25 protein-coding genes are annotated in these 20,820 nt (G+C 69.6%); 16 read left to right on the forward strand and 9 right to left on the reverse strand.

Annotated features, from left to right (window positions below; genetic code table 11):
* Window positions 1-783, reverse strand: coding sequence for a CHAD domain-containing protein (locus tag AB4Y74_RS06815; RefSeq protein ID WP_441798357.1), 783 nt, complete (start codon window positions 781-783; stop codon window positions 1-3).
* 37 nt (window positions 784-820) lie between these two features.
* Between AB4Y74_RS06815 and ftsY the strand changes: the two genes are divergently transcribed.
* The 3 genes from ftsY to ffh all read left to right on the forward strand — a co-directional run bounded on the left by ftsY (window position 821) and on the right by ffh (window position 3,850).
* Entirely contained in the window at window positions 821-1,696 is an 876-nt protein-coding gene (ftsY, locus tag AB4Y74_RS06820; RefSeq protein ID WP_441798358.1) for a signal recognition particle-docking protein FtsY, read from the forward strand.
* 9 nt (window positions 1,697-1,705) lie between these two features.
* Entirely contained in the window at window positions 1,706-2,209 is a 504-nt protein-coding gene (locus tag AB4Y74_RS06825) for a DUF2004 domain-containing protein (RefSeq protein ID WP_441798359.1), read from the forward strand.
* A gap of 63 nt (window positions 2,210-2,272) precedes the next feature.
* Window positions 2,273-3,850 (forward strand): signal recognition particle protein, encoded by a 1,578-nt coding sequence (ffh, locus tag AB4Y74_RS06830; protein ID WP_441798360.1) that lies wholly within the window; start codon window positions 2,273-2,275, stop codon window positions 3,848-3,850.
* 41 nt (window positions 3,851-3,891) lie between these two features.
* Here the strand turns inward: ffh and AB4Y74_RS06835 are convergent, their stop codons facing one another.
* From AB4Y74_RS06835 to AB4Y74_RS06850, 4 genes are all read right to left on the reverse strand, one after another.
* Complete coding sequence (locus AB4Y74_RS06835; RefSeq protein WP_441798361.1) at window positions 3,892-4,638, reverse strand: SGNH/GDSL hydrolase family protein; 747 nt, start codon at window positions 4,636-4,638, stop codon at window positions 3,892-3,894.
* A gap of 80 nt (window positions 4,639-4,718) precedes the next feature.
* Entirely contained in the window at window positions 4,719-5,438 is a 720-nt protein-coding gene (locus tag AB4Y74_RS06840) for an SGNH/GDSL hydrolase family protein (protein WP_441798362.1), read from the reverse strand.
* A gap of 35 nt (window positions 5,439-5,473) precedes the next feature.
* Window positions 5,474-6,154 carry an SGNH/GDSL hydrolase family protein gene (locus AB4Y74_RS06845; RefSeq protein WP_441798363.1) on the reverse strand — a complete coding sequence of 227 codons (681 nt, stop codon included), beginning with the start codon at window positions 6,152-6,154 and terminating at the stop codon, window positions 5,474-5,476.
* A 62-nt stretch (window positions 6,155-6,216) separates the two neighbouring features.
* Window positions 6,217-7,353 (reverse strand): glutamate--cysteine ligase, encoded by a 1,137-nt coding sequence (locus AB4Y74_RS06850; RefSeq protein WP_441798364.1) that lies wholly within the window; start codon window positions 7,351-7,353, stop codon window positions 6,217-6,219.
* A gap of 181 nt (window positions 7,354-7,534) precedes the next feature.
* On the opposite strand from AB4Y74_RS06850, the gene rpsP reads away from it, so the two are divergent.
* The 3 genes from rpsP to rimM are packed head-to-tail and all read left to right on the forward strand — an operon-like array spanning window position 7,535 to window position 8,913.
* Window positions 7,535-8,002: a 30S ribosomal protein S16 gene (rpsP, locus tag AB4Y74_RS06855; RefSeq protein ID WP_441798365.1), complete on the forward strand. Its 468-nt coding sequence runs from the start codon at window positions 7,535-7,537 to the stop codon at window positions 8,000-8,002.
* Window positions 8,003-8,006: 4 nt separating this feature from the next.
* Window positions 8,007-8,237, forward strand: a complete 231-nt coding sequence (locus AB4Y74_RS06860; RefSeq protein ID WP_090042196.1) for an RNA-binding protein — start codon at window positions 8,007-8,009, stop codon at window positions 8,235-8,237.
* Window positions 8,200-8,913, forward strand: coding sequence for a ribosome maturation factor RimM (gene rimM, locus AB4Y74_RS06865; protein WP_441798366.1), 714 nt, complete (start codon window positions 8,200-8,202; stop codon window positions 8,911-8,913). Before AB4Y74_RS06860 ends, rimM begins: the two co-directional genes overlap by 38 nt.
* 216 nt (window positions 8,914-9,129) lie before the next feature.
* Here rimM and AB4Y74_RS06870 read toward each other — a convergent pair whose 3' ends face one another.
* Complete coding sequence (locus AB4Y74_RS06870) at window positions 9,130-9,780, reverse strand: GntR family transcriptional regulator (RefSeq protein WP_441798367.1); 651 nt, start codon at window positions 9,778-9,780, stop codon at window positions 9,130-9,132.
* 85 nt (window positions 9,781-9,865) lie between these two features.
* On the opposite strand from AB4Y74_RS06870, the gene AB4Y74_RS06875 reads away from it, so the two are divergent.
* Both AB4Y74_RS06875 and trmD read left to right on the forward strand, forming a co-directional pair.
* On the forward strand, window positions 9,866-11,038 hold the full coding sequence (locus tag AB4Y74_RS06875) for an MFS transporter (protein WP_441800405.1): 1,173 nt from the start codon (window positions 9,866-9,868) through the stop codon (window positions 11,036-11,038).
* Between the two features lie 17 nt (window positions 11,039-11,055).
* Window positions 11,056-11,739 carry a tRNA (guanosine(37)-N1)-methyltransferase TrmD gene (gene trmD / locus AB4Y74_RS06880; RefSeq protein ID WP_441798368.1) on the forward strand — a complete coding sequence of 228 codons (684 nt, stop codon included), beginning with the start codon at window positions 11,056-11,058 and terminating at the stop codon, window positions 11,737-11,739.
* Window positions 11,740-11,770: 31 nt separating this feature from the next.
* On the opposite strand, the gene map is transcribed toward trmD, so the two are convergent.
* Window positions 11,771-12,535 carry a type I methionyl aminopeptidase gene (map, locus tag AB4Y74_RS06885; protein ID WP_441798369.1) on the reverse strand — a complete coding sequence of 255 codons (765 nt, stop codon included), beginning with the start codon at window positions 12,533-12,535 and terminating at the stop codon, window positions 11,771-11,773.
* Window positions 12,536-12,631: 96 nt separating this feature from the next.
* Here map and AB4Y74_RS06890 point away from each other — a divergent pair, with 96 nt between their 5' ends.
* The 4 genes from AB4Y74_RS06890 (at window position 12,632) to AB4Y74_RS06905 (ending at window position 14,900) form a co-directional block, all read left to right on the forward strand.
* A complete protein-coding gene (locus AB4Y74_RS06890; RefSeq protein ID WP_441798370.1) occupies window positions 12,632-13,129 on the forward strand; it encodes a hypothetical protein in 498 nt (165 codons plus the stop codon).
* Window positions 13,130-13,333: 204 nt separating this feature from the next.
* Window positions 13,334-13,681: a 50S ribosomal protein L19 gene (gene rplS, locus AB4Y74_RS06895; protein WP_374010834.1), complete on the forward strand. Its 348-nt coding sequence runs from the start codon at window positions 13,334-13,336 to the stop codon at window positions 13,679-13,681.
* A gap of 141 nt (window positions 13,682-13,822) precedes the next feature.
* Complete coding sequence (locus tag AB4Y74_RS06900) at window positions 13,823-14,485, forward strand: ribonuclease HII (RefSeq protein WP_441798371.1); 663 nt, start codon at window positions 13,823-13,825, stop codon at window positions 14,483-14,485.
* 91 nt (window positions 14,486-14,576) lie between these two features.
* Window positions 14,577-14,900, forward strand: a complete 324-nt coding sequence (locus AB4Y74_RS06905; RefSeq protein ID WP_018190696.1) for a DUF2469 family protein — start codon at window positions 14,577-14,579, stop codon at window positions 14,898-14,900.
* 38 nt (window positions 14,901-14,938) lie between these two features.
* Here AB4Y74_RS06905 and AB4Y74_RS06910 read toward each other — a convergent pair whose 3' ends face one another.
* Complete coding sequence (locus AB4Y74_RS06910; RefSeq protein ID WP_441798372.1) at window positions 14,939-15,484, reverse strand: YbhB/YbcL family Raf kinase inhibitor-like protein; 546 nt, start codon at window positions 15,482-15,484, stop codon at window positions 14,939-14,941.
* Window positions 15,485-15,659: 175 nt separating this feature from the next.
* On the opposite strand from AB4Y74_RS06910, the gene AB4Y74_RS06915 reads away from it, so the two are divergent.
* From AB4Y74_RS06915 to AB4Y74_RS06930, 4 genes are all read left to right on the forward strand, one after another.
* Window positions 15,660-16,016 (forward strand): YraN family protein, encoded by a 357-nt coding sequence (locus AB4Y74_RS06915; RefSeq protein ID WP_441798373.1) that lies wholly within the window; start codon window positions 15,660-15,662, stop codon window positions 16,014-16,016.
* Entirely contained in the window at window positions 16,016-17,557 is a 1,542-nt protein-coding gene (locus tag AB4Y74_RS06920; RefSeq protein ID WP_441798374.1) for a YifB family Mg chelatase-like AAA ATPase, read from the forward strand. Before AB4Y74_RS06915 ends, AB4Y74_RS06920 begins: the two co-directional genes overlap by 1 nt.
* 194 nt (window positions 17,558-17,751) lie before the next feature.
* Entirely contained in the window at window positions 17,752-19,074 is a 1,323-nt protein-coding gene (gene dprA, locus AB4Y74_RS06925) for a DNA-processing protein DprA (RefSeq protein ID WP_441798375.1), read from the forward strand.
* Between the two features lie 57 nt (window positions 19,075-19,131).
* On the forward strand, window positions 19,132-20,100 hold the full coding sequence (locus AB4Y74_RS06930; protein WP_441798376.1) for a tyrosine recombinase XerC: 969 nt from the start codon (window positions 19,132-19,134) through the stop codon (window positions 20,098-20,100).
* Window positions 20,101-20,111: 11 nt separating this feature from the next.
* Here AB4Y74_RS06930 and AB4Y74_RS06935 read toward each other — a convergent pair whose 3' ends face one another.
* Window positions 20,112-20,723 carry a murein hydrolase activator EnvC family protein gene (locus AB4Y74_RS06935; protein ID WP_441798377.1) on the reverse strand — a complete coding sequence of 204 codons (612 nt, stop codon included), beginning with the start codon at window positions 20,721-20,723 and terminating at the stop codon, window positions 20,112-20,114.
* Between the last annotated feature and the right edge of the window lie 97 nt (window positions 20,724-20,820).

Genomic DNA, 20,820 nt, shown 5'->3' on the forward strand with positions numbered 1-20,820 from the left:
TCACCACTCGATCGCGGCCAGCCCCTCGTCGAGCCCGGCCACGGCGTCGTCCGCGCGCCGTTCGCAGGAAGCGGCGACGGCGTCGAGCGTGCCGTCAGGGGCGGCCTCACGCAGGTGGCGCCCGAGCAGCACCAGGTCGCGGTGATCGCCCAGCGCATCCTGCACCGCCTCCGCTGCTGCGGCCAGCCGCTTGGCGCGGTCACCGAGGTCGTCGCTCACCGCCTCGGCGGCATACCGGATGCGGCGCGAGGTCTTCCTGACCGCGTGCCGCTGCTCCAGCGTGTCCCCTTCGTCCCGTCGGACGCGCCGTACGGCCTTCTTCAGCCCTCTCCGCGCGACCTTCACCGGATCGGCGCTCCCCGCGTCGCTGAGCGGGGGAGCGGCGGCGAACTGCTGCAGGTCGGCCAGCAGCTCCCGGAGCCCGCGGCTGCGGAGCAGGCGCAGCAGGTCGTCAAGGGCCCGCTCGTGCTGCTCGCGCGCCCGGTCGGCGAGGCGCCTGACCGACTGTGCGACGTCGGCGTTCTGCTGGCTGGCGGCCAGCTCAGCGAGATCGCGCGCCCGCACTTCGAGGTCGCGTACGTTGCCGAGGCGATGGCCCAGACCCTTCAGCCGGGCGCGCATCCGCCCCTCCGCCTCGCGGTCGAAGGCGCGTCGATAGACGCTCAGGATGCTGCGCAGGCGCCTCACCCGCGTTCGCGCCTGGTGCACGGCGTCCTCGCCGCCGGTCTCGACGGCCACCAGCTGTTCCGCCAGCTCCGCCGAGACCCCCACGAGCGCGTACATGAGCACACGGTACATCCGCCCCCGCTAATCTGAAGTCATGGCTGATCGCACCCCCTGGTCTCTCTCCGGCGCACTCCGCGGGCTGTTCGCGAAGAAGACCATCGATGACGACACCTGGGACGACCTCGAGACGGCACTCATCACCGCCGATTTCGGCCCGGATGTCACCGAAGCGATCGTGGACGACCTCCGCGCCAAAGTGGAGCGCTACCACACCACTGACCCGGCCGACCTCCAGCGGATGCTGCGCGAGACGCTCGAAGAGCGCCTTTCGAAGTTCGAGACCACGCTGAAGCTGAGCGACCGCCCGGCGATCGTGCTCGTGGTGGGTGTGAACGGCGTTGGCAAGACGACGACCATCGGCAAGTTCGCGAAGTTCCTGCGCACCTACGACCGGTCGGTGGTCGTCGGTGCGGCTGACACGTTCCGCGCCGCGGCGGTCGAGCAGCTGGCGACGTGGGCGGAGCGGGCCGGCGCCGAGATCGTGCGTCCGCAGCAGCAGGGCCAGGACCCGGCGTCCGTCGCTTTCCAGACGGTCGAGAAGGCGAAGCGGGACGGCACGGAGATCGTCATCATCGACACGGCGGGCCGCCTGCAGACCAAGGGGGGCCTGATGGACGAGCTCTCGAAGATCAAGCGCGTCGTCGAGAAGCAGTCGCCGATTGCGGAAGTTCTGCTCGTGCTGGATGCCACCACCGGCCAGAACGGGCTCGCCCAGGCCGAGGCCTTCCTCGAGCACGCCGGGGTCACCGGACTCGTACTGACGAAACTCGACGGCTCCGCCAAGGGCGGCTTCGTGCTCGCGGTCCAGGAGCGGACCGGCATCCCGATCAAGCTCGTCGGCCAGGGCGAGGGGATCAACGACCTGACCGGATTCACCCCGCACGTCTTCGCGCAGCAGCTGGTGGGATAGGGTCACGCCATGGCGATCGAGCACGATTTCTTCGGCATCATCGACGAGACGGCCAGCGGCGGTCTCGCGTGGGACGACACCGTCGAGCTGGGCGACCAGAGCATCGGTCTCGAGCTGCTCGCTGACGACGAGAGCAGCGTCTCGGAGTTCGCGCTCGATTCGGCGGCCGCGCTCATTCAGGCCCTGGAGGGCTTCGACGCCCGGGCTCGGGATGCACTGGTCGCGGAGCTGAGCTCCCGCCAGTCGGCGACGGTCGGCTACATCGACGAGCACGTGGAGAAACTGGGCGACAGCCTCGTCGACCTCCTCGTCTACAACTCCGGCGACATCGCCATCGATGTGCTGCGGTCCCTCCAACTCCTTACCGTCGTCATTCAGGCGGACCACGCCGACGAGGACGAGGTCTTCGCGACCTTCGACTACTCGATCGCACCGGACGAGTCCGACGCGCTGCTGACCGTCTCGTTCGACGTGCGCGGCGACGTCGTCGCGGTCGAGACATCGGGCGACTGACATCGGGCGACTGACCGACGTTCGCGGCGCCTAGCCAACGTCGCCCGATAGAATAGCTCCATCATGGCTACTTTCGGCTCGCTGTCCGACCGTCTCGCGGACACCTTCAAGAACCTGCGCACCAAGGGCAAGCTGTCGCCGGCTGACGTCGACGGCACCGTACGCGAGATCCGTCGCGCCCTGCTCGACGCCGACGTCGCGCTCCCGGTGGTCAAAGACTTCACCGCGAAGGTGCGCGAACGCGCTCTCAGCGACGAGGTCAACAAGGCGCTGAACCCGGCGCAGCAGGTCGTCCAGATCGTCAACGAGGAGCTCGTCGCCATCCTGGGCGGGCAGCAGCGTCGCCTCCAGTTCGCGAAGCGTCCACCCACGGTCATCATGCTCGCGGGCCTTCAGGGCGCCGGCAAGACGACGCTCGCCGGAAAGCTCGGCAAGTGGCTTGTCAAAGACGGCCACACCCCACTGCTCGTCGCCGCTGACCTTCAGCGTCCGAACGCCGTGACCCAGCTGCAGATCGTCGGCGAGCAGGCCGGTGTGCCCGTCTTCGCACCCGAGCCCGGCAACGGGGTCGGCAACCCGGTCAAGGTGGCGAAGGATGCGCTGAAGTTCGCCGAGACCAAGCAGTACGACACGGTCGTCATCGACACCGCCGGACGTCTGGGGGTCGACGCCGAGCTCATGAAGCAGGCGGCGGACATCCGCAAGGCGACCGACCCGGACGAAGTCCTGTTCGTCATCGACGCGATGATCGGTCAAGACGCTGTCGCGACGGCGAAGGCGTTCCAGGACGGCGTCGACTTCACCGGCGTCGTACTCTCCAAGCTCGACGGCGATGCCCGCGGTGGTGCCGCTCTCTCGGTCGCCTCGATCACCGGGCGCCCGATCATCTTCGCGTCGACCGGTGAGAATCTCGACGACTTCGAGCCGTTCCACCCGGATCGTATGGCATCGCGCATCCTCGACCTCGGCGACATCCTGACCCTCATCGAGCAGGCCCAGGAGGCGTTCGACGAGGAGGAGGCCCGCAAGGTCGCCGAGAAGTTCGCGACCGACAGCTTCACGCTCGACGACTTCCTCAAGCAGATGCAGCAGCTGCGCAACATGGGCTCCATCAAGAAGATGATGGGGATGCTTCCCGGCGCCGGCCAGATGAAGCAGCAGCTCGACAATTTCGATGAGCGCGAGATCGTCCGCACCGAGGCGATCATCCAGTCGATGACGACGTCGGAGCGCACCAACCCGAAGCTGCTCAACGGCTCCCGCCGTCTGCGTATCGCCAAGGGCTCGGGTACCACCGTCACCGAGGTGAACCAGCTCGTGACCCGGTTCGAGCAGGCCGCGAAGATGATGAAGACGGTGGCGAAGGGCGGCGTGCCGAATGTCCCCGGCATGGGCCCGATTCCCGGCGCGTCGTATGCCGGTCGCAAGCAGGCGAAGAACAAGAAGAAGAGCGGCTCGCGCTCGGGCAACCCGGCGAAGCGGGCGGCGGAGAACGCCGCGCTGACCTCGGGCGTCAAGCCCGCGGGCGCGTCGGCCGGCGGCAGCGGCTTCGGGCTGGGCGGCGGCGCGCCTCAGGGCGGTGCCGATGGCGGGCCGTCGGAGGACGAGATGGCGGCGCTCCAGAAGTTCCTGGGGCGGTAGGCGCGCCCGGTAGCGCCCGCGCGTGAGCGCGCAGCGCTCGCTTACAGTGCGAGGTTGAGCGGCCGGAGCTTCGAGTCGATGGTCCGGGCGACGACCTTCTGTCCGGCGGCATTCGGGTGGATGCCGTCCGCCTGGAGCAGGTCGGGATGCCCGACCAGCGGGAATCCGATGTCCAGCCACGTGCCGTTCACATCCCGGACGGCATCTTCGACGATGTCATCGACGCGGGTCATCGTCGCCGGCGGCTGGTCCGATCCCCAGATGCCGGTGATGCCGACGATCGTGGCATCCGGGAACTTCTCGCGCAGCTCACGGAGCATCCGATCCGCGTTCGCGGTGACGGCGGCCGGGTCCTGGTCCCGGTCGTTGCGGGTCGCGGCGAGGAGGATCACCTCGGGGTGCAGGCGGAGGGCCGCGTCGACCTGCTGCCGGTAGGTCGCGCCGTTCCACCCGGGCTTCACGAAGCCGGAGCCGGAGACCGCCAGGTCGGTGAGCCGCCAGCCGTGCTCCGCCGAGATGAGGGCGGGCCACGCCTGACTGGGAGCGACGCCCTTGCCGAAGGCGATGGAGTCACCGATCGCGACAGCGTCCACGGCCTCGGTGCTCTGATGCCCGGCGCCGGCTGCGGGTGCGGCGATCGCCGTCGACTGCGGCTGGGCGACGGGCCGGGCGGTGGGGGTGCTGGCGCATCCGGCCAGGGCCAGGAGAGCGACCGTCAGGGCCACAGGCGCGAGCAACGCGGGGCGGGTGCCGAGCGGGCGCGAGCGGCGGCGGGTGAGGATGCGCACGGGTGTGAGGCTAAACGCTCGAAGCTGCGAAAACGCTGTGTTCGACTCGCGGGCGTGTCGCTGCGGTGGTAACCGCGCGATCAGCGCTGGAAGAGCAGCGCTCGGATCCTGTTCGAGATGCCCTCCGCGAGCATGCGCTGGCCGGTGACGGTGGGATGGATGCGGTCCTTCTGGACCAGATCGGGCCGACCGGCGAACGGCTGGCCGACCTCCACCCAGGAGCCCCCGACGCCGAGTACGGCCGCCTTCACCGTGTTGTCGATGACCGCGATCTGAGCGGGCGCCGGATCGGAGCCCCAGAGCGGTCCGATTCCGATGATGCGGGCGTGGGGGAGCGCGGCGCGCAGCCTCTCCAGCGCGGCCGTCGCCGCCGCCTCCAGCGTCGACGTCGGAGCGAACAGATCGTTGCGCGTGCCGCCGATGAGCACGACGTCCGGGTGCACCCGGATCGCTGCGCTGACCTGATCGTCGAAGGTGTGCGTGTTCAGGCCCTCGACCGTGAAGCCCGCGGCGCTCTCGGCGAAGTCGCTCAGCGTCCAGTCGAAGTGGTCGGCGACGAGGAGCGGCCACGCGTCGTCGGCGGGGACGCCGTTCCCGATGGCGATCGAGTCACCGATCGCGACCGCGGTGACCGGAGCGGGTGTCTCCGCAGCCGTGCCGGGGCGATCGGCAGCGGCGATGCCGGCGGTCGGCGGGGCGGCCTGGCCGGCGGCGGCGCAGCCCGTGAGCGCCGTCGCGAGGACGGCAGCCGAGATGACTGCGGTGGCGAGAAGGCCTCGGGCGGAGCGTCGGGTCGTCACTCGGACAACGCTAGGCGTCGCGCCTGGGAGCATCCTCACGTACTGAGCTTCGACTCGACGACGGCGGCGATCGCCTGCTGGCCCGGCAGGGTGGGATGCTCGTCGTCGTCCTGGACGAGACCACCTCTGTCGCGGTACGGCTGCCCGAGATCGAGCCACGTTCCACCCGCGCCCTCGACCGCTGTGCGCAGCGCAGCGTCGAAGGGTGCAAGGTCCGCATCGCTGGCCTGGCCGGTGAGGGCGTTGAACCCGACCAGTCGCGCGTCGGGGAGTTCGCTGCGAAGGCGGTCCACGGACTTCTGCATGGCTGCGGAGACCTCCGCGAGGTCGGTGCCGAGGTCATTGTCGGAAGCGCCGATGAGCACGAGCTGGGCGCGGGAAGCGATCGCCGCATCCACCTGCGCCGAGAAATCGTCGCCGTCCGAGCCCTGCGCGACGAAACCCGCTCCGGGGACGCTGAGGTTGTCAAGCCGCCAGTCCCTGCTGGCCGCGACCAACGCGGGCCATGCTTCGGCCGGCTCCAGGCCCAAGCCCGACTCGATGGAGTCGCCGATCACGGCCACGCGGTCGGCGTTCGAGGAGTCGGCGGCATCCGCGGACGGTGCGGCGCCCGCTCCCAGGTCGGCTGCCGTCGCGCAGCCCGACAGTGCCGTGAGCGCCAGCAGGGCGGCGGTCAGGGCCGTCGCCGCGGCGGCGAGGGGACGTCGAGCGAGCATGCCCATACGGTACGCGCGGATCCTATGGATGGGCTTTGCCGGACTCAGGGGATCACCCGGATTCAGCGTCCCAGCCCGCTTCGCAGCTCGTGGGTCAGCGAGCTCACGACGGCCTGCAGGCTCCCGCCGTTCTGTTCGGCGACGGCCAGCTGCCGCTGATAGCTCGCGCCGGTGTCCAGGATGGTGAGGACTGTCCCGAGCTCGTCGACGCATCCGAGTCGTTCGGCCTCCGGCTGCAGGTCGTCGACCAGCTCGCGGAGGGAGTCGGAGACCAGCCGCTCGCTGCCGTCCGGCGCCGTGATGATCTCCGCGTCCAGACCGTAGCGGGCCGCGCGCCACTTGTTCTCACGCACGAACCACGGCTGCAGGGTGACCGGTTCCACGCCGTCGTCCAGCCGCCCGGCCATCCGGTCGGTGAGGCAGTGGATGAGTGCCGCGACCGCGCCCACCTCGTCCGGTGTCGATAGCCCGTCGCAGGCGCGCATCTCGACGGTGCCCCACTTCGGCGACGGACGGATGTCCCAGCGGACCTCCGAGTGGTCCTCGACGACGCCGGTGGTCACCAGATCCTGCACGTACTCCTCGTAGTTTGCCCAGGTCCCGAACTGCCAGGGCAGCCCCGCCGTCGGCAGCTGCTGGAACATCAGCGCGCGGTTGGAGGCGTACCCGGTCTTCGCGCCCGCCCAGAACGGGCTCGATGCGCTGAGGGCCTGCAGGTGCGGGTAATACGTGAGCAGGCCGTTGACGATCGGCAGCGCTTTATCCACCGAGTCGATGCCGACGTGCACGTGCACGCCCCAGATCATCATCTGTCGGCCCCACCACTGCGTGCGGTCGAGCAGACGGTCGTAGCGCTCGTTCGGTGTCACCTTCTGGTCGAACCACTGGGCGAAGGGATGCGTCCCCGCGCACATGAGCTCCACACCCAGCGGGTCGGTCACCTCTCGGACCAGGCCGATCAGCTCCTGCAGGTCGGTGATCGCAGCGGGGACCGTCTTGTGCACCCGGCTGACGAGCTCGACGGTGTTCAGCAGCAGTTCGTGCGTTATCTGCGGATGCTCTTCACCGTCGGGCGTTCCGAGTTCCCGGAGCACGTCGTCGGCGATCTGCACGAGGTCGCCGGTGGAGCCGTCCACCAGTGCGATCTCCCATTCGATGCCGACGGTGGAGCGCTCGGACTCCGAGAATTCGATCTGCATGCGGTCGTCCCGTCCGTCCGATTGTCCAAAGCAGGGCAGTATCTGACAGAATAGCTAGTTGAGTTCACCGTGCCCGACCCTCTATCCGGCGCGTGGGACGAACATTAGACCTCCTGCCGCGTGTGCCCCCACGCCCACGGCAGTCAGTTCGACACAACGCATCCACTCATACAGGAGAATCGTGGCCGTCAAAATCCGTCTGAAGCGCCTGGGCAAGATCCGCGCTCCGTACTACCGCATCGTCGTCGCCGACTCGCGCACCAAGCGCGATGGTCGTGTGATCGAGGAGATCGGTCTGTACCACCCGACCGAGGAGCCCTCGCGCATCGAGGTCGACTCCGAGCGTGCGCAGTACTGGCTCGGCGTCGGCGCCCAGCCGACCGAGCAGGTCGCCGCGCTGCTGAAGCTCACGGGCGACTGGGGCCGCTTCAAGGGCGACAAGAACGCTGTCAGCACCGTCCGGGTCGCCGAGGGCAAGGCCGAGTTCGTCGCCGACGAGAAGAAGAAGCCGGTCCTGAAGCCCAAGGCCGAGAAGGTCACCGCCGAGGCTGCGGCCGTCGTCGAGGCCGAGGTCGAGTCCGAAGAGGCCGCTGAGGCCGAGGTCGTCGCCGAGGCCGAGGCCATCGCCGACGCCGACGAGAAGGCCTGACGTCTTGCTCGCACCCGCGCTCACGCACCTGGTCAAGGGGATCGTCGATCACCCTGACGACGTCCACGTCGTGGCCAAGAGCTCCCCGCGTGGCGAGGTCCTCGAGATTCGCGTGAATCCCGAGGACCTCGGCCGGGTGATCGGCCGTTCCGGCCGCACGGCGAAAGCGCTCCGCACTCTCGTGGCCGCGCTGGCCGATGGCCGTCGCGTTCGCGTCGACGTCGTCGACGACTGAGGTGGCAGACCACAAACTGCCCCGCAAGGACGTCGCTCCCCGGCCCGGCCAGACCGAGCTGCGCGTGGGGCGCCTCACCAAGGCGCACGGTCTCAAGGGCGCGCTCAAGCTGGAACTGTTCACGGACGAGCCCGAGAAGCGGTTCGTCCCGGGTGCGGTGTTCACCCTCCAGGTGCCCACCGCATCCAAGTGGCACGGCAAGACGCTCGAGCTCACGGAGCTGCGCTGGTACAACGGCCACGCTGTCGGCTTCTTCGCCGGCGTCGACGACCGCGACGAGGCTGAGACCCTTGTCAAGGCGATCCTCTGGGTGAGCCAGGACGAGAAGCAGCTGCCGGACGAGGACGACGCCTGGTACGACCACCAGCTGGTCGGTCTGGACGCTGTCCGCGACGGAGTGACCGTCGGCCGCATCGCGCGTGTCGACCACCTTCCGGCGCAGGATCTGCTGGCTGTCGCTACGCCGAACGGGGAGGTCCTCGTGCCGTTCGTGAAGGCCATCGTGCCCGAGGTCGACATCACCGCCGGCACCGTGACGTTGACGCCGCCGGCGGGGCTCTTCGAGGACCTGCCGGACGACGAGCCGGAACCCGCGGGCGACATCGAGTCCGCGAGTGACGAAGAACCCGCTCCGGACGGCGAGGCAGAACAGACGCCGACGCGCGACGAAGACTGAGAGGGCGACCCGTACGGGTCGCCCTCTTCCTTTTGCGTCGGGGGCATGGTCAGAATGCGGCATGACCGCCTACGTGATCGATGCCTCCGCAGCTATCCGCCTTGCCGAGGCGGGTTGGAGCGGTGCCGAAGTGGCGCTCCCCACCTGTACACCGGTGCTGACGACCTGGTGCGGATCGTTCCCGTCGCCGACGTCGTGGGCTAGCCGCGGTTCCCGTCAGGAGACGATGGCCAGCCCGCGCCCGCGCAGTGTCCGAGCGTCCGCATCCAGTGCCGCCGATAGCCGCGCATGCGTGCCGACGACATGCTCGTGGATGAGTTCGGCCGCCGCGTCGGCATCTCGCGCGGCGACGAGCGCCACGATCTGGCGGTGCTCCTCCCAGGCCTCCTCATCGCGGGCGACGAGCCAGCGCGCGCGGGCGAGCCGTGTCATGGCCGAGTCGACCGCATCGGCGAAGAAGTGGTTGCCCGAGAGAGCGGCGAGGCGAACGTGGAAGTCGGTGCCCGCGCGGACGGCGTCGTCGGTCGTCGCGCTGTGATCGATCCGATCCGCCTGTACCGCGAGTGCAGCGATGTCGCTGTCCGAGGCACGCGCGCAGCTGAGCCGTGCGGCGGCCGTCTCCACGGCATCTCGCACCTCGCTGAGGCGCGCGATCTCGCCGAGGTCGATGGGGGAGACCTGCCAGGCGCGGCCGTCGCGTGCGACGAGTCCCTCCCCCTCCAGGCGCATGAGCGCAGCACGGAGCGGAGTGCGGGATGCGCCGAGCTCGGCCTCCAGGCCCCGCTCGGTGAGACGGGACCCGGGGACGCGGTCGAGGTCGAGGATCTGGGCGCGCAGTCGTGCGTACACCTGCGGCTGCTCTGACATGACCCTCCTTTGGTATACCGGCTTGGTATACCGCTAGGGTATACCCGTGAACCGTCGAATCGCACGCCGTCCGCGCCCCTGGCTCATGCTCGCCTTCGGCGTGCTCGCCCAGGCGAGTTCGACGGTCTTCGTGTCGACGCCGGCGTTCCTCATCCCGCTGCTGCACACCGAGCGGGGGCTGAGCCTCGCGCAGGCGGGGCTGCTCGCCTCCACGCCCACCCTCGGCCTTGTGCTCACCCTGATCGCCTGGGGGGCGCTGAGCGACCGGATCGGCGAACGGTGGGTGATCGCATCCGGCCTCGCGATCACGGCGCTGGCGGCGGTCGCCGCGATGTTCGTCGACTCCTACGTGGCGCTCGGTGCGCTGTTCCTGGTCGGCGGGATGGCCTCCGCCAGCCCGAACGCTGCGAGCGGCCGGGTGGTGATCGGCTGGTTCCCCAAGGAACGACGCGGGCTGGCCATGGGCATCCGGCAGATGTGTCAGCCGCTCGGCGTGGCGGTCGCGGCCATCAGCGTCCCCCTGCTGGCGCAGTCCGGCGGTATCGCGGCGGCACTCGTCGTCCCTGCGGTGCTGTGCGGAGTGTCAGCTGTGCTGTGCGCCGTCGGGATCGTCGATCCTCCTCGGCCGCCCCGCCGGGCGGCCGACGGTGAGGCCGCCCACCCGCAGGCGGCATGGCGGCCCTACCGGGAGACGTCGCTGCTCTGGCGCATCCACGGGGTCTCGATGCTGCTCGTGGTGCCGCAGTTCACGGTCTCCACGTTCGGGCTGGTCTGGCTGGTCTCGCAACTGCACTTCTCGTCGCTCGCCGCGGGGCTGGTGATCGGCGTCAGCCAGTTCGCCGGGGCGATCGGGCGCATCGGCGTGGGTCTGCTCAGCGACCGGGTCGGCAGTCACCTGCGACCGCTGCGCTGGGTCTCGCTGTGCGCGGTGGGGGTGATGCTGTCGATGGCGGCGGCCTCCGCCCTCGGTTCGGTGGCGGCTGCGGTCATCCTCATCGTCGCTGCCATCGTCACGGTGGCCGACAACGGTCTCGCGTACACGTCCGTCGCCGAGATCGCCGGCCCGTTCTGGTCGGGACGGGCGCTCGGAACGCAGAACACCGGGCAGTTCCTCGCGGCATCCGTCGTCGGCCCGGCCGTTGGCGCGCTCATCGGCTGGGTGGGCTATCCGCTCGCATTCGCGCTGGTCGCACTCTGCCCGGCTGTGGCCACCCCGCTGGTGCCGCGCGACCGGGAACTCGTCGCCGTCCCCGCGTAGCCTCCTAGAATTCAGGGATGCGCATCGACATCGTCACGATCTTCCCGACCTTCTTCGATGTGCTCGACATCTCACTCCTCGGCAAGGCCCGGACGACGGGGTTGATCGAACTGGGCGTGCACGACCTCCGGGACTTCACGCACGACCGGCACCGTACCGTCGACGACACCCCGTACGGCGGGGGCGCCGGGATGGTCATGAAGCCGGAGCCTTGGGGTGAGGCGCTGGACAGCATCCTGAACGACGCGTCCGACCCTGTCGTGATCTTCCCGTCGCCCGCCGGAGAGGTCTTCACTCAGGCGACCGCGCGCGCGCTCGCCCAGGAGCAGCAGCTCGTGTTCGGCTGCGGGCGGTACGAGGGCATCGACCAGCGGGTGTTCGACGAGACGGCAGGACGTGCGCGCGTCCGACTGATGAGCATCGGCGACTACGTGCTCAACGGGGGCGAGGTCGCCACCATGGCCATGATCGAGGCGATCGGGAGGCTCATCCCCGGGGTCGTCGGCAACCCCGAGAGCCTCGTGGAGGAGTCGCACGAGGATGGCCTGCTCGAGTACCCGAGCTACACCAAGCCGGCGGTCTGGCGCGGCCGTGAAGTGCCGCCCGTGCTGCTCTCCGGCAACCACGGTGCCGTCGACGCCTGGCGCCGCGAGCAGCAGCTCGCCCGCACGCGCGCCGTGCGTCCCGATCTGCTGCCGTGAGTGCCGGTGTGGGTCAGGGAGCCGGTGCGGGTCAGGGAGCGCTGAGAATGAGGGGGCCGTCGTCGGTGATCGCGATGGTGTGCTCGGAGTGGGCGCCGCGCGAACCGTCGGCGCTGCGGAGCGTCCAGCCGTCGCGGTCGGTGTAGATCTCGTCCGTCGTCTCGAGGAACCACGGCTCGATCGCGATCACGAGTCCCGGGCGCAGCGGGTAGCCGCGACCGGCGCGCCCGTCGTTCGCGATGTGCGGGTCGCCGTGCATCGTCCGACCGACGCCGTGGCCGCCGAACTGAGTGTTGATGGAGTAGCCCTCCGTGTGCGCGACAGCGGCGATCGCGGCCGAGATGTCGCCGACCCTGCCGCCAGGCTGCGCCGCCTGGATGCCGGCGGCGAGTGCCCGGCGCGTGGTGTCGATGAGTCGCAGATCTTCGTCCCTCGGTGTTCCCACGACCAGGCTCACAGCGGAGTCGGCGACCCAGCCGTCCACGGCCGCCGCGAAGTCGAGCGTGAGCAGGTCGCCGTCCTGCAGCCGATAGTCGTGCGGCAGCCCGTGCAGCACGGCGTCATTGACGGAGGTGCAGATCACCTTGCCGAACGGGCTGGCGCCGAACGACGGGTGGTAATCGATGTAGCACGACTCGGCGCCGCGCCGGCGGATCAGCTCGTGGGCCACCGCATCCAGCTCCAGCAGGTTGACACCGACGCGGGCGGCAGCGGCCGTCTCGGCGAGCACCTCCGCGACGAACCTCCCGGCCGGGCGCATCTGCTCGATCTCCGCGGGGGTCCTCAGCTCGATCACGGGTTCTCCTTCTCGACGTGTACCGGTCAAGTCTCGCAGGTGCGCGCGCGGCAAACCCGCAGCCGCAGCACAGGCGACCGCAGGTACGCTGATGCCGTGATCATCCGAAAGGCGTTCTACTGGTGGCTCTTCCCAGCCGCCGTGGTGCTTCCCGTGTGGCTTTTGATCGGCTGGGCGGCCTTCCATCAGGGGAGCGGATGGTCGTTCCTCGGGCTGCTCGTGCTGTGCCCCATCCTCTTCATCGCCATGCTGATCGTGAGCGGCATCGTCATGGCGAGAGGGAGTGTCCGCGAGAGGCGAGCCGTCTCCTGGTGGGATGTCGCCCTCTTCGCCGCCTGGCACCTCAGCATCATCGGGTTCGGGTTCTTCCTGAGCGGTCTGACGGGATGGTTCGCGGTCGCCGGCATCCTGCTCTTCGTCGCCACCTTCTGGGTCTCGATCTGGGAGCTTCTGACCGAGACGCGCGCGCGGGTGCAGCAGACCTTCGCCGCCTACGAGCGGGCGGCGCAGCCCCAAGCGACCGCCTCTCCCGCGAGAGACTCGGTCGATGACGGGGAGTACATCGTGATCGAGGAGCGACGCGACCGGGACTGACCGGGGCGCGCGCATCCCATCGCTTTGGCAAACAGGGGTCGCGCATGGCAGAATTGACCCTTGTGCCGCGGCCGGGCTCTGCCACAGGGGAGCCAGCACTTTTCGCGGACACCCACATACCGAAGCCAGACGGCCGACACTCCTGATCGGAGCCGGCCCCAGAATCCGTCCCCGACCTGCGGCGGGTACAGAGAGCGAACAGCCATGCACATCCTCGACCAGCTCGACTCCGCGTCTCTGAAGCAGGACATCCCTGACTTCCGCGCCGGCGACACCGTCAAGGTGCACGTGAACATCATCGAGGGCACCCGCTCTCGTGTCCAGGTCTTCCAGGGTGTCGTCATCGGCCGCTCCGGCGAGAGCGTCCGCGAGACCTTCACGGTCCGCAAGATCAGCTTCCAGGTCGGCGTCGAGCGCACCTTCCCGGTCCACTCCCCGGTGATCGACAAGATCGAGGTCGTCACCCGCGGTGACGTGCGCCGCGCGAAGCTGTACTACCTGCGCGAGCTTCGCGGCAAGAAGGCGAAGATCAAGGAGAAGCGCGACAACTGATCGCCGCTTCCACGAGCATCCTGAGCTCCCGGTCCGATTTCGGACCGGGAGCTCGGTCGTTTCATGGACGCCGCAGGGGCCGACGAGCGTTTATCCTGAGATCCTCAGCAGTTCGACAGGCGGAGGAGTGACGAGCGGATGATGACCCCCGTATCGCCGACGCTGCGGTTCGAGAAGGCCCTCTATCGCGAGGGGGTCACCTCGATCGTGGGGGTGGACGAGGTCGGTCGCGGGGCCCTCGCCGGTCCGGTCGCGGTCGGCATGGTCGTCATCGACACGGCGGTGAAGCGCATCCCGCCGGGTCTCCGCGACTCGAAGTTGCTGCCGGAACCGGTCAGGGAGACCCTGGATCCGCTGTGCCGTAAGTGGGCGATGCACCACGCGGTGGGCCTGGCGTCGGCTGCCGAGGTCGACTCGCTCGGGATCATGCGCTGCCTCGGCCTCGCCGGGGCGCGAGCACTCGCCCAGTTGGAGGAGCAGGGTGCTGTTGTACACGACAGCACGCTCATCCTCGACGGCAACTACGACTACCTCAATCCGGCCTTGATGCGGCCGGCGATGGTCGTGACGCGGATCAAGGCGGATCGGGACTGCGCATCGGTCGCCGCAGCCTCGGTCATCGCCAAGGTGCACCGCGACCGGATGATGATCGCTCACGATCAGGACTATCCGGGCTATGGCTGGGCCAGCAACAAGGGGTACTCCTCCGTGGAGCACTTCGCCGCGATCGCCGAGCTCGGGCCGAGCGCCCTGCACCGGCTCACCTGGCTGAAGCAGCCCGCGCTGATCGACATCCCCCAGTAGCCGCGAATTCCCGTTCACAGGCCGCACGTTGTCCACAGCTTCGCGGAGGGCGGACGCGCTCGCGGCGCATCCGGCATAGACTTGCGGAACGATGGATGAAGACGAGTTCGACGACTACGACCGCGAGGTCGAGTTGGCTTTGTATCGCGAGTACCGGGACGTCGTCTCGCAGTTCAAGTACGTGATCGAGACGGAGCGCCGTTTCTATCTCGCCAACGAGGTGGAGTTCGTGCGACGGGACACCGAGCACGACTTCTACTTCGAACTGACGATGAACGACGTGTGGGTGTGGGATGTGTACCGTGCCGACCGGTTCGTGAAGTCCGTGCGCGTCCTGACCTTCAAGGACGTCAACATCGAGGAGCTCTCGTCGAAAGAGTTCGAGCTGCCGAAGGAACTCGCGCTCGACGAGTGAGCAGTCGGCGCTCGTGAGCAGTCAGCGCTCGTGAGCGGTCAGCGCTCGTACGTGCCGTCGAGCCGGCCCCGCGCCAGCACGTGGCCGGCAATGGCTGCGACCACGGTAGAGGGCCGGAGCGAATCGTCGCCGGGGATCGCGCGGTCGAGCGCGTACAGCTGGAAGACGTAGGTGTGCGGGCCGTGTCCGGGGATCGGGCGTGGTCCGTGATACCCCTTCCGGCCGAATCCACCGACGCCATTGCCGTGGATCGCGCCGGCAACGAGCTCGCCCTGACCGATGCGGGTGAGTCGCGGTTCGAAGCGAGCCACAGCGTGCACGATGGGTCGCGAGAAGGGCACGTCCCTGTCCTCGACGATCAGCACCAGCTGCTTCGTGTCTGTGGGCACGCCCGACCACTCCAGCGCTGGTGAGACGTTGTCGCCGACGGGCCGGCCGGCCGTGCGCCGGGGCATCGGTGCACCGTCGGCGAAGTCGGCGCTCGTCAGCGTGATCGACGCGGGAGCGTCCAGCCCCGGCGTGTGCCAGGAGAGCGACTGCTCGCCGGCACGTCGATGCCGGAGCAGGTGGCCGAGCCAGGGCATGGCGATCCTTCCGTCGGGGGCGGGTCAACGCTAGCCGTTGGCGCGCTGTGGTGTGGTGGGGTGTGCTGCGCTCGCGATGGTGCTCACACCCGCGGAGGCGGTCGCCTTCTCCACAGATTCTCCCTCCCGCGTCCGCCGGTCTCCGACCCCCGCGAGGCTGTTCGCGGAGGTTCACATGGCACACAAAGACGAATTGGGACGACGCGGCGAGCAGGTCGCGGCGGAGTGGTTGCAGAAGCGCGGGTACGCGTTGGTCGACCGGAACTGGCGGTGTCCGTCCGGCGAACTCGACCTGATCATGCGAGACGGCTCGACGATGGTCTTCGCGGAAGTGAAGACGCGCTCGTCGCTCGAGTTCGGGCATCCGTTCGAAGCGATCACGTCGCGCAAGGCTGCACGCCTTCGCCGATTGGCCGCCGCGTGGTGCCGGGAACGCGGCCCCGGTTCGACCGATGTACGGATCGACGCCGTGGCCGTCACGGACGCCTGGAGCGAGCGCCCGACGGTCGAGCACCTGACCGGGATCGTCTGATGGCGCTCGCACGCACCTTCGCCATCGCCCTCGACGGCGTGCGCGGGCACGTCGTCGAAGTGGAGGCCGACATCTCGGCCGGCCTCCCGGCATTCGTGCTCATCGGACTTCCGGATACGGCGCTCGGCGAGTCCCGCAAACGCGTGGGCGCTGCCGCTGTCAATGCGGGCTGCTCGCTCACGCAGAAAAAGCTGACTGTCAACTTGTCGCCCGCCGCGTTGCCCAAGCAGGGTTCGGGGTTCGATCTGGCGATAGCGATCGCCGCCCTCTCAGCAGCAGGATCGGTTCCCCCGAACGCGGCCGCTGGCGCTGTGCATCTGGGGGAGCTCGGGCTGGATGGCCGGCTGAGGCCGGTGCCGGGCGTCCTTCCCGCGGTGCTCGCCGCGCGCGACGCCGGGTTCGCCCGCGTTCTCGTCCCGGCCGGCAGCGCCGATGAAGCAGGGCTCGTCGACGGGATCGAGGTGATCGGTGTCACGGGGCTGCGGGCGGCGGCGATCGTCCACGGTGCCGAGTTCGATGCGGTCGACGAAGACCCGGTGCTGCCTCCCGTCGTTGAGGTCCGCTCGGCCGCCGAGCCGGACATGGCGGAGGTGGCCGGCAACGAGGAGGCCGTGGAGGCGCTGGTCGCCGCCGCAGCCGGCGGGCATCACCTCTCGATGGTGGGGCCGCCCGGCGCCGGCAAGACCATGCTCGCTCGCCGGCTGCCCTCACTGCTCCCGGACCTGTCCGACGAGCATGCGCTCGAGGCGACATGCATCCGCTCGCTCACCGGGCTGGGTGTGGGTGCGGAGCTCGTCAGGCGGCCGCCCTTCGAAGCGCCGCATCACACCGCTTCGGCAGCGGCGTTGGTCGGCGGAGGAAGCGGACGGATCACGCCCGGTGCGATCGTTCGCGCGACGCACGGTGTTCTGTTTCTGGACGAAGCTGCCGAGTTCCCGCCCTCGGTGCTCGATGCGCTGCGGCAGCCCCTCGAGAACGGCAGCATCACGATCCACAGAGCGCGCGGAACCGCATCGTATCCGGCACGGTTCCAGCTCATCCTTGCCTCCAATCCCTGTCCGTGCGGGCATTACGGCTCGTCCGACGCTGAATGCACGTGCTCGCCGATGGCGCGAAGACGGTATCTGGCTCGCATGTCGGGCCCGCTGATCGATCGCGTCGACATCCGCTTGACGGTTCGCCGGTTGGGCCTGGCAGCGCTCAGGTCTGCTTCTCAGGGGCAGGCTCCTGGGCGCAGCAGCGGCGACCTTCGGCTGCGAGTTCAGGCCGCACGAGCCTGCGCCGAAGAGCGCCTCCGCGGCACGGAATGGGTCCGCAATGCGGATGTCGCCGGGAGCTGGCTCCGGTCGGGGGAGCGGCGCCTTGGCCCAACAGCCATCGCGCCCCTCGACCGAGCCCTGGAGCGCGGAGCCATCACCATGCGCGGCTACGATCGCACGCTTCGCTTGGCCTGGACGCTCGCGGACCTCGACGAGGCGTCCACTCCCGGCGTGGACCATGTCGGTCGCGCCCTGTTCCTGCGTCGCGGGATCGGCGCATGAGCGCCGCATGCGACCGATGCGCGGTCGCGCAGCACGTGTGCGTCGACGCGACGGCTGACCAGCGGGACGGAGACTGCATCGCCCCTGCTGCGGCTCACGACACGCGGGCGGTGACAGCCTTCGCCGCTCCGGAAGGCGGGGCCGGGACACCGGCAATCGCTCCGGCGAGACGGGAGAGTTCAGCCATACCGGGAATGAGCCGAAACGATCTCGATCGGCTTCTCGAACCGGTACTCGTGGACGACAACCCGGGCGCATTCGCAGGAGGCAGTGGCTCCCTCGCTGAGGACCGCTTCGCGCGCGCCGCCCTCAGCACGGCCATCGAGCCGGGAGACCGGGAAGGGGGTCGGCTGATCGAAGCGCTCGGGCCGGTCGGCCTCCTTCGCGCACTGATCGATGGAGTGGATGCGGCAGCAGTTCTTGCACCGGCGCTCTCCGGCGAATACGCGGCAGGCGCGGACGAGGTAGAAGGGGTTGCACTGCTGGGCCAGACGTCCCGGGGCGACGGCGAGTTGGATGCCCAGCTGGTGCGTCGGGTCGGCGAGGCGTTCGCCCGCTGGCGGGCACGCTTGTCCCTGGCGGAGTCGGCACGGGCGCTCGAGAGAGCGCAGCGGATCGGCGCACGATTGCTCACCCCGGACTCGCACTGGTGGCCGGAGGGCCTGGTCGCTCTCGACGATGGACCTCCTCTGGCGCTGTGGATCCGAGGCGACCCAGGACATTTCGGCCGCCTGGGCCGGTCCATTGCCCTCGTCGGCGCGCGGGCATCGACCGAATACGGTGAGCACGTCGCCATGGAGAGCGCAGCGGCCCTCTCGGATCGCGGCTTCGTGATCGTGTCGGGCGGAGCCTACGGGATCGACGCCGCGGCGCATCGGGCAACGTTGGCGAGCGGGGGCCTGACCGTCGCTTTCCTGGCGGGAGGAGCGGATCGTCTCTACCCGGCGGGCAACAGCGAGCTGCTGCGGCGGATCGCTGCGGAGGGAGTCCTGGTCGCCGAGCTCCCTCCCGGGTCCGCGCCGACGCGGTGGCGTTTCCTCATGCGGAACAGGCTGATCGCCGCTTCTGCGAGCGCAACGATCGTCGTGGAAGCGGGTCGCCGCTCCGGGTCGCTCAACACGGCAGGGCACGCCGCGCAGATGGGTCGGCCGCTGGGTGCGGTGCCGGGCAGCGTCCTGTCGCCCGCGTCCGCCGGCTGCCATCGGCTGATCCGTGAGTACGCGGCCACGTGCGTGACAACCCCGGACGAGATGGCGGAGCTCGCGGACCCGTTGGGTGCCGGCTCGCCGCCCGACCCGGTCTCGCCACAGGCGCCGTCACCCGACGGCGGATCGACCGAGGAACGGACGGTGCTCTCGGAACTGACTCGCACCCGCGGGGCGAGCGCTGACGAGATCGCGGCTCGGTCCGCGCTGCCGTTCGCGACGGTGGCGGCCGTCCTCGGACGCCTCGACCTCGCCGGTCGGGCACGCGAGAGCGGGGGCGGATGGTCGCTCACCGAGAGGAAGTGCCTGTAGTGGGCGGCCCGCGCGTCGCTGCCCCGTCCCGTCCGTGTGCGGATGGATGCTGGGGAGGTGAACCTGCCCGCCGCCATCGACGCGTACGAGCGCCACCTGCGCGTCGAGCGAGGGTACTCGCCGCAGACGGTGCGAGCGTACCGGGCCGACCTGACGGCGCTCACCGCCTTCGCGGCGGGGAAGGGCGTCGACTCGCCCTCCGGCCTGACGCTGGACCTCTATCGCGACTGGCTGTGGGAGGGGTCGCAGCGCGGGCTGGCGAAAGCCACGCTCGCCCGGCGCTCGGCCTCCGCTCGGGGATTCAGCGCGTGGCTCGCACGCTCGGGTACGGCGGCGGAATCCGCTGCGAACGACATGACAATGAACGACGGCGCCGCGGGAGGCGTGGCTGGCGTGCCGGCGGACGCCGCCGCCCGGCTGCGCGCTCCGAAGGCGGACAAGACCCTGCCGCGCGTCATCACCCGCGAGCAGATCGATGGCATCCTCGAGCAGCTGGCGGCGCGGGCGGACGAGGGAGATCCCGGTGCGCTCCGCGATGTCGCCGTGGTCGAGCTGTTGTACGCGGCAGGCATTCGTGTCTCCGAGCTCACCGGGCTCGATGTCGACGACGTCGACCTCGACCGTCTCACCGTGAGGGTCATCGGCAAGGGCTCCAAGGAGCGGGTGGTCCCGTTCGGGGTTCCCGCCCTCCGCGCCCTCCGCGTCTGGCTTCAGTCCGGGCGCCCGAGGTTCGCCGTCGCGGCCTCCGGGCCCGCGCTGTTCCTGGGCTCGCGCGGCGCACGGCTCGGCAGTCGCGCCGTGTACGAGCTCGTGGCCGGGCTCCTCGCCGACATTCCGGGGCGCGGGCCATCGGGTCCACACGCACTTCGCCACACCGCGGCCACGCACCTGCTCGACGGGGGAGCGGACCTGCGCGCCGTGCAGGAGCTGCTCGGTCACGCCAGCCTCGGGACGACGCAGATCTACACGCACGTCTCCACGGAGCGCCTCAAGGAGGCATACCGGATCGCGCACCCACGGGCCTGAGCGCCCCTCCGCTAGCCGCCACCGAGCGGGAGCAGGATCGCCGGCTCCACCCGCGAGAAGAACAGCAGAGGCGATACGTACTCGCCGTCGACCCGCACGCCGACATGCAAGCAGCGTGCGTCGCAGTGACCTCCAGACGCGACTGTGCCCACCACGGCACCACGGCCGACGACGGACCCCACCGGCGCCTCCGACTCAACCGGCTCGTAGCTCGAGAGCACTCCGCCGCCGTGATCCAACGTCACCACGGGCCGGTCCACCACCATTCCCGAGAACCGGATCACCGCGTCGTCTGGGGCGGTGACGACAACGCCGGGACCTGCCTGAAGGTCGATTCCCCGATGGCCTGCGGCGTACCGCGTGGGCGGGGCGGCGTACGCACCGGTGAGCACAGGCGGTTGCAGCGGCCAAGCCCACACACCGCCGCTGATCGACGCAGCCCTGACGCGGGCCGTCACCTCCGCGGCACCGGCGGTCACCGCGTTGGGCGAGCCCTGAGCGGCCCTGGCGCTACTCGCACCGGCCGACACCACCACTGCAGCGAGCACTGCCGCCACCAACAGACCCTTTCCGCCGCCCCGCCGCCCGGGCCAGGCCGCCTCCCGTGCCCCGTACTGTCGCATCCCGCACACCTCCTGACCTCCGGAATCTCCTCACCCACTCTTCCGGCCTCCCGCCCTCGGCGCAGGGCCGCAGCGAGAAGCCGTGGAGAACCCGTGC

It is taken from the genome of Leifsonia sp. RAF41, assembly GCF_052114085.1.
Classification (GTDB): Bacteria; Actinomycetota; Actinomycetes; order Actinomycetales; family Microbacteriaceae; genus Leifsonia.

What these genes read in the sequence shown, in the direction of transcription:
- AB4Y74_RS06815 (WP_441798357.1), bottom strand. Translation starts at nt 783, where the DNA reads ATGTACGCGCTCGTGGGGGTCTCGGCGGAGCTGGCGGAACAGCTGGTG.
- ftsY (WP_441798358.1), top strand. Translation starts at nt 821, where the DNA reads ATGGCTGATCGCACCCCCTGGTCTCTCTCCGGCGCACTCCGCGGGCTG.
- AB4Y74_RS06825 (WP_441798359.1), top strand. Translation starts at nt 1,706, where the DNA reads ATGGCGATCGAGCACGATTTCTTCGGCATCATCGACGAGACGGCCAGC.
- ffh (WP_441798360.1), top strand. Translation starts at nt 2,273, where the DNA reads ATGGCTACTTTCGGCTCGCTGTCCGACCGTCTCGCGGACACCTTCAAG.
- AB4Y74_RS06845 (WP_441798363.1), bottom strand. Translation starts at nt 6,154, where the DNA reads ATGCTCGCTCGACGTCCCCTCGCCGCCGCGGCGACGGCCCTGACCGCC.
- AB4Y74_RS06850 (WP_441798364.1), bottom strand. Translation starts at nt 7,353, where the DNA reads ATGCAGATCGAATTCTCGGAGTCCGAGCGCTCCACCGTCGGCATCGAA.
- rimM (WP_441798366.1), top strand. Translation starts at nt 8,200, where the DNA reads ATGGCCGTCGCGTTCGCGTCGACGTCGTCGACGACTGAGGTGGCAGAC.
- AB4Y74_RS06870 (WP_441798367.1), bottom strand. Translation starts at nt 9,780, where the DNA reads ATGTCAGAGCAGCCGCAGGTGTACGCACGACTGCGCGCCCAGATCCTC.
- AB4Y74_RS06875 (WP_441800405.1), top strand. Translation starts at nt 9,866, where the DNA reads ATGCTCGCCTTCGGCGTGCTCGCCCAGGCGAGTTCGACGGTCTTCGTG.
- trmD (WP_441798368.1), top strand. Translation starts at nt 11,056, where the DNA reads ATGCGCATCGACATCGTCACGATCTTCCCGACCTTCTTCGATGTGCTC.
- rplS (WP_374010834.1), top strand. Translation starts at nt 13,334, where the DNA reads ATGCACATCCTCGACCAGCTCGACTCCGCGTCTCTGAAGCAGGACATC.
- AB4Y74_RS06900 (WP_441798371.1), top strand. Translation starts at nt 13,823, where the DNA reads ATGACCCCCGTATCGCCGACGCTGCGGTTCGAGAAGGCCCTCTATCGC.
- AB4Y74_RS06905 (WP_018190696.1), top strand. Translation starts at nt 14,577, where the DNA reads ATGGATGAAGACGAGTTCGACGACTACGACCGCGAGGTCGAGTTGGCT.
- AB4Y74_RS06910 (WP_441798372.1), bottom strand. Translation starts at nt 15,484, where the DNA reads ATGCCCTGGCTCGGCCACCTGCTCCGGCATCGACGTGCCGGCGAGCAG.
- AB4Y74_RS06915 (WP_441798373.1), top strand. Translation starts at nt 15,660, where the DNA reads ATGGCACACAAAGACGAATTGGGACGACGCGGCGAGCAGGTCGCGGCG.
- AB4Y74_RS06920 (WP_441798374.1), top strand. Translation starts at nt 16,016, where the DNA reads ATGGCGCTCGCACGCACCTTCGCCATCGCCCTCGACGGCGTGCGCGGG.
- dprA (WP_441798375.1), top strand. Translation starts at nt 17,752, where the DNA reads ATGAGCCGAAACGATCTCGATCGGCTTCTCGAACCGGTACTCGTGGAC.
- AB4Y74_RS06935 (WP_441798377.1), bottom strand. Translation starts at nt 20,723, where the DNA reads ATGCGACAGTACGGGGCACGGGAGGCGGCCTGGCCCGGGCGGCGGGGC.